Source organism: Agathobaculum sp. LCP25S3_E8, assembly GCF_052117165.1.
Lineage (GTDB): Bacteria > Bacillota > Clostridia > Oscillospirales > Butyricicoccaceae > Agathobaculum.
The window spans coordinates 1-13714 of the sequence record NZ_JBQKJR010000009.1 but is presented as its reverse complement, the minus strand read 5'-3'; the positions used below and the strand labels follow the sequence as shown (position 1 = coordinate 13714).

Below are 13714 nucleotides of genomic sequence, written 5' to 3'. Positions count from 1 at the left end.
GGGGTATCTGCGGGATTTCCTTCATCGCCTTTTACAATAATATATGCTTATACTATACCCCAAAAACACATTTGTCAACCGTTTATTCCGCATTTTCATACCGTCCGACAAAGAACAGCTCCCCATTATTGTTGTCGCGGATGACAAACCAGAACGGGCTGTCCGCAGTAAACTCCCGCACTAGTTCTGGTCGCTCAGGCATCGCGGCTCCTGCACCACCCATCGCAGCAGTGACCGCTGCTGCCTCGGTACCCTTTTCGTCCACCGCAATATAAGCCTTTTGAAGCACCGTATCAAGGAAAAGCTGTCCGCCCGGCAGACCGGTCGGGTTAAGCATGGCCGTTAAGTCGGCTTTTTCGTGGTCATAGGCGGTCTTAACGCCCATTGCCTTCAAAGCATCATCAAGTGCAGTACCGTACTCCACCTTGAATTTTGGAACAGAAACCTCCACATCTCCGTAAACAAAATCAGCACCATCTAACAAGTGTTGTACGTCTATCGCATCATCCGCCTTAATCAGATACATACTCAGATCCGCATCAATAAAGCGTTCAAAACCATCCCCATCCACATTGTCAACCGCATAATTGCGATAATCCATTTTGAGCGCTTCTACACCCGGCGTCGAGTAATAGCCGAAGCCGTTTGTCTGATGCATCATATCCACCGTGCCAGTCGTGCCGTCCGCATTCGTAAAATCGGTTTTATCGGTTCGGCCCTCAGGAAACTCATTTTCCCACGCAGCCTTGAAGTACACTGCGTTGATCAGCGCAGTGACGAATTCGCGGTTATCCTCGGTCAGGATGGTTGGGATCTTGCCATTGGTCTTTTCATTCGCCCATGCGTTCACGCGTTCGACCGAATCCGCATTCGTGACCTCTTCGACCGTGGCATGATAGTTTTCATCCATTGTTTTCACAAAGCTCGGAAGAAACGCACCCTTATCATCAAACCAGCTCTGGTTTAGCCAAACCGAGTTTGAAATCTGCATAGTCATGATGCGCTCCAATCCAGAATAAAACGCATTCTGCTCTTGCGCGATCTGATTGAAAAGAGCCAAATCGTCAATCCGCAAAGCGTCCAGCAGTTCCGCTTGCGTTTTCCCCTTCGCGCCGTTTGCCAGCATCGCAAGGCATAGCCGCGCAGAATACGGAGAAAGGGTCCAGTTTCCTTTTTCCGGAGCTGCTGCTCGTACCAGCGCATCGGCAAAGTCCGGTTCATTCGCCTGCAAATCCGCAGGTAAGTCCGCTAGCTTGCTCAGATTGCCGCACCACTCCTTCGCATCCGCCACTGTCACCGGATCTTTCGGCCGGAAATCCGCCGCATCGTTCGTGTCGATGATACCGTACATCCAGCATTTCATTACGCCATCCTGCGCCCATTCGGAGATATTATCCATGCTCGGTGCACCCGTACCACAGCCCCCCGGCAGCTCAGTATAGGTGTTGTCCATCCAACGTCCAAGAATGGTCGCCGCTTCCTCACGGTTGACATTATTGGCACGACAGGCACCTGTTCCATCTCCGTTGATCAGCCAGTTGTACCACGCCCACGCAACGCTTGGCTCCCGCGAGCAATCGGTAAACGGCAACTCCACATCAGCATACACACTGGTATCCACACCGGTTGCCTGCGCTAGTTCGCTCAGGAAACCAATGCGTGACAACGCCGCCTGTTCTCCTTCCGCCGAATAGCTGGTTGCTCCGGCCGCCGCCGGCAACAGCAGACATAAGCTGAGTACTGTCGCCAAAATCCGTCGTTTCATGATAATCCCTCCCTCGTTTTATTGTACCTGGTTAGACGTACCGCTTTAGGATGTCGTTCCCTGTGAAACGCAAAAAACTCCCCCTAAGGGGAGCTTTTTTCAGCATTTAAGCGCTTCGTCCTTGATATTTACTGTAATACGGTCATAAAACTCCTGTTTCTGTGTCTCGTCAGAGAATGCAGAAAACGGCACGATAATCGCAGAAAACTCATCCACAAAGATATAATAGTGTTTATCATCCGAAGCAGTACGCTGGACAGCCTCATACTGATACGTGGTATCTTCATTTTCTCCGGAAAGTTCAAACGAGTCCTCCCGCAGCGTCAATGTCTTCGGGCCGCAAAGCTGTTTATTTCGCGCGTTTCGCAGAATACGCTCCGTGTTTTTGACTACCTTGCGTTTCATATACCACGGCGTACCAAAGAAACAGACCGCCGCAAGGATCAGATAAACCAGCACACTCCACACGCTCAAGCCTTTGACCCAGTACATCAATGCCGTGCCGCCTAAAACGACAATCACTGCCGTAGCAATACGCGTCATTAAAATACCGCGCTGTATCACCGCATTGTTTACATAATAATTCAAATTAAAATCAATATAATCCTGCTGGGTAATGTTGTATTGCAATTCCATGAATCGTTCTCCTTTTGGCATTTTTGCCGCTTACGCAGACATTATACCGAAAAGATTCTACAAAAGCAAGGCATTCTGATATGTTTTTTCACGCGCACACGTCCGCTTATATCCATAAAATCAGATATTTCTTTCTGCGTACAATCTCATTATGCCTCATTCCGCTTTAATTCTGGCATTACCGTAACGCGCATCGTGGCATAACACAACAAGCCACCAATCAAGTTAGAAATCGGTTCAGCGATAAATACTCCATTGACACCTAATCCACCCACATGCGGTAGCCACAATGTAAGAGGAACTACAATCACAGCCTTGCGCAGCAAGGAAAAGAAGATAGCCAAGCGCGGTTTATTAAGCGATTTAAATACACATTGCCCAGAAAACTGAAATGCCATCATCACAAAACCAAAAAAGTAAATATGCAGCGCAGGAACCGCCAGCGTAAGCAGTTCAGCCTCATGGTTAAATATTTTGATAAAAAACATTGGAAAGGCAGAAACCAGCCCCCATATGAGCATTGTGTATCCAAAGGCAAGCTGTGTCATAAATCGAATGGCCTCACGTACCCGCGCAAACGCATGGGCGCCATAATTATAGCTGATTACCGGAGAGGCACCGTCCGAGATTGCCATCACCGGTGTTTGCGCAATTTGGCGCACAGAATTGATAACCGTCATCACACTGATATATATATCTCCCCCAAACTGACGCAACGTCGTATTGCATGCCACTTGTACCAGGCAATCGGTAAACGACATTACAAAACTTGCTGTTCCCAAAAGCGTAATTTTACGGATACATCCAAAATCCGGTCGAAACCCGTGAAAGTGCATGGTTAGCTCAGCCTCTTTTCCGGTTAAAAAACGCAGCACCCATACAGCCGATAATAATTGCGACAAAATCGTTGCTACGGCCGCACCGCGCACTCCCATCTGAAATACAAAAATAAACACCGGATCCAGCACAATGTTAGATACAGCGCCAAGCAACACTGTCAGCATGCCAATACGCGCAAACCCCTGACTGTTGATATATGGATTTAGCCCGAGCGAAGTCATCACAAAAACCGTGCCCAGTAGATAAATAATCATATAGGGCGCAGCATAGGGATAAGTCGCGTCACTTGCACCAAACAGATATAAAATAGGCTTATGAAATGCAATTCCAAAAACGGTAATGACAAGCCCTGTTGCAATCAGCATGAAATAGGCATTCGTCATTACCTTGCGTGCTCCTGCTTCATCTTTCTGTCCGCGTGCAATGGAGCACAGAGGTGCACCTCCCAGTCCAAACAAATTTGCAAACGCTGTTACCAGTGTAATGATCGGAAAGCTGATACCCAGACCAGCTAATGCAATTGTTCCCTCTCCCGGAATTTTTCCAATATAGATTCTATCTACAATGTTATACAGTAGATTCAGTGCTTGTGCCACCAACATCGGCGCCGCCACGGCCAATGTACTTTTACGCACACTCCCCCTGGAAAAATCAATTTGTTGCGCGCTCAATTTATTACCCCCATTGCAAATCACACCGACCTGACAGAAATAAGGGAGGAGCATTCCGCCCCTCCCTCGTCTGCTCTTTCAGCAATCTACTTTACACTTCCTGATTCCCCATCAGCGAGACCATAACTGCTTTTTGCGCGTGCAGACGATTTTCCGCTTCTTCAAAAATCTCATCCGCATGTTCTTCAAACACCTTTGTGGTGATTTCCTGCTCACGATAGGCCGGCAGGCAATGCTGCACCATGCATCCCGGCTTTGCCGCAGCAAGCAGTTCATCGTTGACCTGATAACCCTTAAACGCCTTCATCCGGACTTCCTTCTCTGCCTCCATACCCATGGATGCCCAAGTATCGGTAATAACAACATCTGCATTTTCTGCTGCCTTCATCGGATCATCGGTAATAAAGAAATCCGGATTGCCCTGGGCAAATGCCATGACCTCTTCGTGCGGCCGATAGCCTTCCGGCGTTGCAATCGATACCTTCATCCCAGTCTTGAGTCCGCCTACAATCAACGAATTAGCCATATTGTTTCCATCGCCGATATAGCACATCTTGATTCCCTCGAGCACCGCGAACTTCTCGCGAATGGTCATCAGATCCGCCAACACCTGACACGGATGGCAGAAATCGGTCAAACCATTGATGACCGGAATCGAACCGTAGTTTGCCAGATCCTCGACTTCCTTCTGTGCATAGGTGCGAATCATAATGCCGTCCAAATAGCGGCTGAGTACACGGGCAGTATCCTGTACCGGCTCGCCGCGGCCGATCTGCAAATCACGATTGGATAGGAACAACGCCTGTCCGCCCAGCTGATACATGCCAGTCTCAAACGAGACGCGTGTACGTGTGGAAGACTTCTGAAAGATCATGCCAAGGCTCTTTCCTTCCAGATGGCGATGAGAAATATTATGCTTTTTTTCATACTTCAGCTGATCGGCCAGATCGAGCAGACCAATGATCTCCTCAGTCGAACAATCCAGCAGTTTAAGTAAATGCTTCAATCAGAACACCTCTTTCATAATATTGAGCGCTTCGTCCATCTCTTCCTTTGAAATGGTCAGCGGCGGCAACAGACGAACGGCGTTTTTTCCAGCCGTAATTGCCAGCACACCTTTATCGATCAGTTTATTTGCAAAAGTCGCATGCTTTCCTTCATCTACGATGATACCCAGCATCAGTCCCATACCGCGCACGCCGTGAATATTGGGCGAATCGAGCGACAAAATCCCATTTTTCAGATATTCGCCTTTTTCGCGCACCTGAGCAAGAAATTGCCCATCCCCTATGGTATCGAGCACAGCATTTGCCGCAGCGCATACAATGGGCGTGCCGCCAAAAGTCGTTGCGTGCGTACCGGGTGTCAAAACATTCGAGCAGCTTTCTGCCGCCAGTACCGCACCAATCGGCATACCTCCGCCGAGGCCTTTGGCCATAGTCACGACGTCCGGTCGAATGCCATACTGCTGAAAGCAGAACAGGCTGCCTGTGCGGCCAATGCCGGTTTGCACCTCATCTATAATGAGCAGCAAATCCTTTTCACGGCACAATTCTTCGACCTGTTTGACAAAATCCGGATCGAGCGGCAACACACCGCCCTCGCCCTGAATTAGCTCCATCATCACCGCGCAGGTCATGTCATCCACCTTTTTGCGTACCGAATCGAAGTCGTTTGCTACCGCGTAATCAAACCCTTCGGTAAATGGGAAAAAGTAGTTGTGGAATCGGTCCTGACCAGTGGCTTTAAGCGTGGTCACAGTGCGTCCGTGGAATGAATTGATGAGCGTTACAATTTTATACCGCCCTTCTCCATATTTGTCATACGAATACTTGCGCGCAAGTTTGATTGCACCCTCGTTCGCCTCTGCACCCGAGTTGGCAAAAAACACCTTGCCGTTCAAGTGTGTCTTCTCCACCAGCTTTTTAGCTACCTGTACCATCGGTGCAGTGGTAAACAAATTCGACACATGCATCAGCTTGTGCGCTTGCTGGGTGATGGCGTCAATAATCTTCTGGTTGTTATACCCCATACAGTTGACACCGATACCCGAGGCAAGGTCAATATATTTCTTGCCTTCCACATCCCACACCGTCGCGCCCTCGCCATGATCAAGCGCGATCGGGAAACGGCCATAGGTATTCATCACATATTGATTTTCCTCAGCCTTGAGTTCTTGATATGTCATTTATTTCGCTTCTTTCTTACTGGAACATCGTGCCAACGCCCACTTTTGACAGCAATTCAATCAAAATCGAATGCTTGACACGACCATCCTGAATATTTGCCTGATCTACGCCCTTGCGAACCGCCTCCACGCAGCAATCCACCTTGGGGATCATACCGCCTTTGATAACGCCGTCGCGCATCAGACGCGGCACCTCGGAAACCTTAAGGTTGGTCAGCAGCGTTGATTCGTCATCCGGATCAAGCATCAGACCGCGCACATCGGTCAACAAAATGAGTTTCTTTGCGCCCAGCGCTACCGCGAGCTTACATGCTGCGGTATCTGCATTGATGTTGTAGTTTGTCTCGTCATCAATGCCCTGCGCTACTGTCGAAACAACCGGGATATATCCTTGTTCAAGCACATCGATAACCGGCGCAGGATTCACATCTACGATATCTCCAACATAACCATAGTCCGTACCGGTGCGGTCGGTCAAACGCTTTGCTTGAAACATGCCGCCATCCATGCCGCCCAGACCGATGCCGCGACCGCCCGCCTTCTCGAGCAGCGTCACAAGGTCTTTGTTGACCTTGCCGCACAGCACCATTTGCACAATGTCCATCGTTTCCCGATCCGTATAACGCAAGCCGTTGACAAAACGGGATTCCTTCCCGATCTTTTTGAGCATTTCGGAAATTTCCGGCCCGCCGCCGTGCACCACGACAACCTTTACGCCGACCAGATTGAGCAGCACAAGGTCATGGATGACCGCGTCCTTAAGCTCCTCATTTATCATAGAATTTCCGCCGTATTTCACCACAACGGTCTGGCCGTAATATTTCTGAATGTATGGCAGCGCTTCAACCAGTATCTTGGCTTTGAGCTCTGCATCAAGTTGTGTATCCATGTTGCCTCTTCCCTTTATCTTCTGAAATTATCAGGTACGGTAGTCCCCATTTATCTTAACGTAGTCATAGGTCAGATCGCAGCCCCACGCTGTTGCACAGTTTTCTCCCTCATTGACATTGACTGCAATAACGACTTCCTTTTCGGACAGAATCTTCTTGGCAGCATCCTCGTCAAAATCGACTGCCTCGCCCTTTTCGCAAACCGTAATGCTGCCCGCAGCAGACGAAAACGCAACGGAAACATATTCCGGCCGGAACGGCGCCTTGGAATAGCCCATCGCACACAGCACTCGACCCCAGTTGGCATCCGCGCCGAACATGGCTGCTTTGACCAGATTCGAGCCGACAACCGCCTTGGCCAATCGCTCAGCTGTCTCTTCCGAACGCGAACCGCTTACTGTACAGGTAACCAGCTTCGTCGCGCCCTCACCATCTGCCGCAATCTGACGCGCCAGACGAGTGTTTACTTCTCCCAGTGCCTTGCAGAACAGCTGATAATCCTCGTCCTGCCAATCAATCAGTTCGTTGCCTGCCTTACCGTTAGCCAATACAACACACATATCGTTGGTCGAGGTATCACCATCGACTGTAACGCGATTATATGTCTTACGTACGCTTTCCTGTAGGGCATCTGTCAACATTTCATGCGTTATCGCGCAGTCGGTCGTAATAAACGACAGCATGGTTCCCATGTTTGGATGAATCATACCGCTGCCCTTGCAGATGCCGCCGATGCGGCAAGTTTTTCCGCCAATGGTGAACTCGACCGCCGCAGTCTTAGTCCGAGTATCGGTCGTCATGATGGCGAGATTTGCTTTCTCCGAGCCGTTCTCTTCCAGCTTGATTTCCGACAGGTGCTCCTCAATGCGCTCAACCGGCAACCGCTGACCGATGACGCCGGTTGAAGCGACGACAATGTCCTCCTCATCCACGCCAAGCAGTTCAGCTGCTGCCTTCGCCATACGGCGCGCATTCTCCATACCGTCCGGCGCACAGGCATTGGCATTGCCGGCATTGGCGATAATCGCACGCGCCACACCGTTTTCCAGATGCTCCATGGTGACATATACCGGCGCCGCCTTGACGCGGTTCATCGTATAGGTCGCTGCAGCAGTACATTCGCACGCACTAAAGATAATTGCAGTGTCATCATTTATGCGGCTGTCCTTGATGCCACAGCGAATACTGCCCGCAGTAAAGCCTTGTGCGACGCACACGCCGCCCTCAATAATTTTCATTGTTTCATTTCTCCTTTACGCACAGCGCCTTCAGGATAATTACAGTGTCAGCCCAGTCGTTTCTTCGATTCCGAGCATAATATTCATATTTTGCACCGCTGCGCCTGACGCTCCCTTGCCGAGATTGTCAAACAGCGCGGTGACGATGGTCTGTTCCTCATGACCGCACACAATCAGCCGCAGGCTGTCATGACCGGCAAGCGTGTTGGCATAAATCACCGGCTCATCACCACCAAGCGGCGCGACCGTGACCAGCTTCTGTCCTTCGTAATGCTTTGAAAGTGCTTCGTGGACACATTTTGCATCCAGACCGGGCAGCATAACAGTTGTCGCCATGCCCTTATAAAAATCGCCCACCACAGGCACAAACACTGGCGACTGCATCAGTCCGCAGACGTATTCCATTTCGGGCAGATGCTTGTGATGCAGCTTTAAGCCGTAGATACGTTCAGAATCATGTTTCGGATCGCGAGTTGTGTCCTCATATTCTGCAATCATTTTCTTACCACCGCCGGAATACCCGGTCAGTGATGAACAGGTAAAGGCAAAATCTGCCGGCACGACATCGCACGCTACCAGCGGATACACCGAAGCGATAAATCCGCTCGCATGGCAGCCGGGATTGGCAACCCGCTTGGAGTCCGCAATTGCCATACGATGTGCTTTGGATAACTCAGCAAAGCCATAATCCCAGTCTGGATTGGTACGGTGTGCGGTCGAAGCATCAATGACGCGAGTGTTCTGATTCTCAATCAGAGAAACCGCTTCTTTCGCCGCAGCATCCGGCAGACACAGAAACACAATATCCGCTGCGTTCAAAAACTTGCGGCGCTCATCTGTATCCTTGCGCTTATCCTCGTCAATCAGTAGCAGTTCAATGTCATCCCGACCAGAAAGGCGGTCATAAATCTGCAGACCGGTTGTGCCCTCTTTGCCGTCAATATATATCTTAGGCTTCATCGCCCTCTACCTCCGCGATGAAGTTTTCGATTTTATCAATCTGGCGCGTGACCTCTTGCGGTGCCGGACCGCCGATTACCTTTCTTCCGGCGACACAAGTGCGCAGATCGAGCGCATCGTAAATATCGTCGCCAAATTTATCCGAAATCGCAGCAAAGTCGCGCATTGTCATGGTTTCAAGCGTTTCATCTGCTTTGATACACTGATTGACCAAACGGCCAACCGTCTTATACGCGTCACGAAACGGCATCCCCTTCTTGGTCAGATAATCTGCACAGTCGGTAGCATTGATGAAGCCGCCGGACGCTGCCTTGCGCATATTATCCCGGCGCAGCGTCATCGTGGAGAACATGGGCGTAAATACCTCAAGGCACTGCTTAACCGTGTCAATTGCACCGAACACCGCCTCCTTGTCCTCCTGCATATCCTTATTGTACGCAAGCGGCAGACCCTTGAGTACGGTAAGCATGGTCGTCAACGCGCCATACACGCGACCGGTCTTACCGCGAATCAGTTCGCATACATCCGGATTCTTCTTCTGCGGCATAATGGACGATCCGGTGGAATAGGCGTCATCCAGCTCCACGAACTTGAATTCCCACGAACACCACGAGATAATCTCCTCCGACAAACGTGACAGGTGCATCATCAAAATGGACAGCGCCGAAAGCAGCTCAACACAATAGTCGCGATCGGAAACACCATCAAGCGAGTTATCGGTCAGGCGAGCAAAGCCAAGCTGCTGGCGGACGAACTCACGGTGGATAGGATAAGTCGTGGATGCCAGTGCACCCGATCCGAGCGGCATCTCATCCATGCGATCGAAGCAGTCCTGCAAACGGCCAATGTCTCGTTTGAGCATATTGGCATATGCCATCATGTAATGTGCAAATGTGGTCGGCTGCGCGCGCTGCAAATGTGTATAACCCGGCATGACTGCATCCAGATTTTCGCGACTTTTTTTGCACAACGCTTTCATGAACGTGCAGATCATAGAAATGATTTCTTGTATCTCGCTTTTGACATACATGCGCATGTCAAGTGCCACCTGATCATTTCTCGAACGGCCGGTATGCAGCCGTTTACCAGTATCGCCGATGCGTTCGGTCAGCAGCTGTTCGATATTCATATGAATATCCTCATAGTCAAGCGAGAACTCCACCTTACCGTCCTCGATGTCTTTGAGGATCCCCTTCAATCCTTCAACGATCTTTTCAGCCTCGTGTTTCTCAATGATACCCTGCTTGCCCAGCATAGTGGCATGTGCGATCGATCCGGTAATGTCCTCTTTATATAACCGGCAGTCAAACAGGATGGACGAGTTAAAATCGTTTACCACCAGATCGGTTTCCTTCTGAAACCGTCCTGCCCATAATTTTGCCATATTGCGTTACCTCACAAAATACCCGTAGGGCGGCACATTCGGACATGCCGCCCTACAACATTAAATTACTTTTCTACCGACGGGAAGTGCTTTCCGGTCTTTTTATAAAGAATCTGGTCATTCAGCGCACGTACCTTGAGCGGCAGACCAAACAGATTGATGAAGCCTGCAGAATCCGCCTGATCATAGCAATCGTCCTCGTTAAAGGTCGCCATATCCTCGGAGTACAGGCTGTACGGCGAGGTGACGGATGCCGGGATAATATTGCCCTTGTACAGCTTGAGCTTCACATCGCCGGTAACGGTCTCCTGCGTGGAATCTACGAATGCGGAGAGTGCCTTACGCAACGGAGTGTACCACTGGCCGTTATAAACCAACTCGCCAAATTTCATTGCAACCTGTGCCTTATAATGCGCCGTCTCCTTATCAAGCGTAATCTCCTCGAGCTTCTGATGTGCCGCGTACAGCACCGCACCACCCGGAGTTTCATATACACCGCGGCTCTTCATGCCGACCAAACGGTTCTCAACAATATCCAGAATACCGACACCATTTTCACCGCCAAGCTTATTGAGCTTTTCGATGATGGCAACCGAATCCATCTCTTCTCCATCTACCGCAGTCGGAACGCCCTTCTCAAAGTGGATGGTAACGTAAGTCGGCTTGTCAGGCGCCTGCTCAGGCGAAACACCCAGCTCAAGGAAGCCCGGCCGATTGATCGGCGCCTCATTGGAAGGCAATTCAAGGTCAAGGCCCTCATGACTCAGGTGCCACAGGTTCTTATCTTTAGAATAGTTGGTTTCCTTATTGATCTTCAGCGGAATATTATGTGCTTCCGCGTAAGCAATCTCCTTTTCACGGCTGTTCAGCTCCCAGAAACGCCACGGAGCAATAATATCCATCTGCGGCGCAAACGCATGAATTGCCAGTTCAAAACGCACCTGATCGTTGCCCTTGCCTGTGCACCCATGGCAGATGGCATCCGCACCTTCTTTGAGTGCAATCTCAACGATGCGCTTGGCAATAATTGGACGCGCAAACGAAGTGCCAAGCAGATACTGCTCATAAGTAGCACCGGCCTTCATGGTCGGAATGATATAATCATCAACAAACTCTTTGGTCAGATCTTCGATATACAGCTTGGACGCGCCGGTCTTGAGTGCTTTCTCTTCCAGGCCTTCCAACTCACCAGCCTGACCGACGTTACCGGACACCGCAATAACCTCACAGCCATAATGCTCTTTGAGCCACGGAATAAGTACCGAAGTATCTAAACCGCCGGAGTATGCCAGAACAACTTTGTTATATTTCTTTTCCATTTCTCTTGACCTCCATACCTGTCATTTTTTCGACTGTTTCATTATACTCCCTATCCCATCGTTTGGCAAGAATAATTTATAAATATTTTATGTTATGCATATTTATTCATATTATGTATTTTCTCCATTAAAGAAATACTTGCACTTTTGGCGAAATCGTACTATGATATCTATAAATGTACTGTGTCAAGACAGATACATAGAATGAATAAAAGCGCACAGGTTACGTGCGCAAAGGGGCGTTTTCGCAATGACAGACAAGAATCTAACCATGTTGACCGACTTTTATGAATTTACCATGGCACATGGCTACTTTGAAAAAGGAATCGCGGATCGCCGCGCATATTTTGACATGTTTTTCCGTCGTGTGCCGGATGGCGGCGGTTATGCCATCATGGCAGGCGTCGAACAGCTCATCGACTATTTTAAAAATCTGCACTTCACCGAAGAAGATATCAAATACCTGCGCGGCCGCGGCTGTTTTTCTGAAGCATTCCTCCATTATCTTAGACATTTTAAATTCCAGTGCGATGTCTGGTCGGTGCCGGAAGGTACGCCGGTATTCCCCGGTGAGCCGCTGGTCACTGTTGCAGGACCGATGATACAAGCGCAGTTTGTAGAAACAATGGTTCTGCTTACTATCAATCACCAGACGCTGATTGCCACAAAAGCAAATCGCATTACACGCGCAGCACAGGGTCGTACGGTGCTTGAATTCGGCTCCCGTCGTGCGCAAGGCTATGACGGCGCTATTTACGGCGCGCGCGCAGCCTATATTGGCGGCTGTCAGGGTACCGCTTGCGTACTGGCCGACCGTGATTTCAAAATTCCCGCCGGTGGCACCATGGCACATTCATGGGTACAAATGTTTGACAGCGAATACGAGGCATTCAAAGCCTATTCGGATATCTACCCTGATAATTGCATTTTCCTGGTGGATACTTACAACGTTCTCAAGTCCGGTGTACCTAACGCATTGCGCGTTGCGCGCGAGATGGTCGAAGAGAAAGGCATTCGCCCGCGCGGCATCCGTTTGGACTCGGGAGATATTGCTTATCTTTCCATCGAGGCTCGTAAAATGCTGGATGAGGCCGGTTTCCCGGATATGCAAATCATGGCATCCAACTCACTGGACGAATATCTGGTACGCGATTTGCTGGTGCAAGGTGCATGCGTGGATTCTTTTGGCATTGGCGAGCGTCTAATCACCTCCAAATCCGAACCGGTATTTGGCGGTGTGTACAAGCTTGCCGCAGTTGAAAACGCCGAGGGTGAAATCATTCCCAAAATCAAAGTTTCCGAAAACGTGGAGAAAATCACTACACCTCACTTTAAGCAGGTGTATCGCTTATTTGACAATAAAACCGGCAAAGCGTTGGGAGATGTGCTGACAATTTATGATGAGGTCATTGACAGCAATCAACCTTATACCCTGTTCCATCCCATTCATACATGGAAGCAAAGAGTGGTCACCGATTACACTGTGCGTCCATTGCGTGTGCAGCTTTTCAAAGAAGGCCGCTGTGTATACACCAGCCCGAACATCAATGCTATCCGCGACTATTGTCTATCCGAAGTAGATACACTTTGGGAGCAAATCAAGCGATTTGAAAACCCGCAGACCTACTTTGTAGATCTATCTCAAAAGCTGTGGGACTGCAAGCATGCATTGCTGGAAGCATGCCGCATTTAACATATAACAAGAACGACCGGATAAGGTACAATAAGTTGCGCAAATTGAAAATCGCATAAAAGAAGACATAGCTTGCAGGCTCTGGTAGAATGAAGTTACCACACAAACATTCGAAAGGAGCAAGCAAACT

At 49.5% G+C, this 13714-nt stretch carries 11 protein-coding genes; 1 reads left to right on the top strand and 10 read right to left on the bottom strand.

Going from position 1 to position 13714, the window contains the following annotated elements; translation table 11 throughout:
* Positions 1-82: 82 nt before the first annotated feature.
* The 10 genes from ACTQ34_RS05160 to ACTQ34_RS05115 form a co-directional block, all read right to left on the bottom strand.
* Entirely contained in the window at positions 83-1765 is a 1683-nt protein-coding gene (locus tag ACTQ34_RS05160; protein WP_441362818.1) for a serpin family protein, read from the bottom strand.
* Between the two features lie 99 nt (positions 1766-1864).
* Positions 1865-2401, bottom strand: a complete 537-nt coding sequence (locus ACTQ34_RS05155) for a YcxB family protein (protein WP_441362817.1) — start codon at positions 2399-2401, stop codon at positions 1865-1867.
* A 149-nt stretch (positions 2402-2550) separates the two neighbouring features.
* Entirely contained in the window at positions 2551-3966 is a 1416-nt protein-coding gene (locus tag ACTQ34_RS05150) for an MATE family efflux transporter (RefSeq protein ID WP_441362816.1), read from the bottom strand.
* Between the two features lie 37 nt (positions 3967-4003).
* Positions 4004-4918, bottom strand: a complete 915-nt coding sequence (argF, locus tag ACTQ34_RS05145; RefSeq protein WP_441362815.1) for an ornithine carbamoyltransferase — start codon at positions 4916-4918, stop codon at positions 4004-4006.
* Positions 4919-6100, bottom strand: a complete 1182-nt coding sequence (locus ACTQ34_RS05140) for an aspartate aminotransferase family protein (RefSeq protein WP_441362814.1) — start codon at positions 6098-6100, stop codon at positions 4919-4921.
* 16 nt (positions 6101-6116) lie between these two features.
* A complete protein-coding gene (gene argB / locus ACTQ34_RS05135) occupies positions 6117-6989 on the bottom strand; it encodes an acetylglutamate kinase (RefSeq protein WP_441362813.1) in 873 nt (290 codons plus the stop codon).
* Between the two features lie 30 nt (positions 6990-7019).
* A complete protein-coding gene (gene argJ / locus ACTQ34_RS05130; protein ID WP_441362812.1) occupies positions 7020-8228 on the bottom strand; it encodes a bifunctional glutamate N-acetyltransferase/amino-acid acetyltransferase ArgJ in 1209 nt (402 codons plus the stop codon).
* Positions 8229-8267: 39 nt separating this feature from the next.
* Positions 8268-9188, bottom strand: coding sequence for an N-acetyl-gamma-glutamyl-phosphate reductase (argC, locus tag ACTQ34_RS05125; protein ID WP_441362811.1), 921 nt, complete (start codon positions 9186-9188; stop codon positions 8268-8270).
* Positions 9178-10572 carry an argininosuccinate lyase gene (gene argH, locus ACTQ34_RS05120; protein WP_441362810.1) on the bottom strand — a complete coding sequence of 465 codons (1395 nt, stop codon included), beginning with the start codon at positions 10570-10572 and terminating at the stop codon, positions 9178-9180. Before argH ends, argC begins: the two co-directional genes overlap by 11 nt.
* 65 nt (positions 10573-10637) lie before the next feature.
* A complete protein-coding gene (locus ACTQ34_RS05115; protein WP_441362809.1) occupies positions 10638-11891 on the bottom strand; it encodes an argininosuccinate synthase in 1254 nt (417 codons plus the stop codon).
* A 250-nt stretch (positions 11892-12141) separates the two neighbouring features.
* On the opposite strand from ACTQ34_RS05115, the gene ACTQ34_RS05110 reads away from it, so the two are divergent.
* Positions 12142-13584 carry a nicotinate phosphoribosyltransferase gene (locus tag ACTQ34_RS05110; RefSeq protein ID WP_441362808.1) on the top strand — a complete coding sequence of 481 codons (1443 nt, stop codon included), beginning with the start codon at positions 12142-12144 and terminating at the stop codon, positions 13582-13584.
* Positions 13585-13714 lie beyond the last annotated feature (130 nt).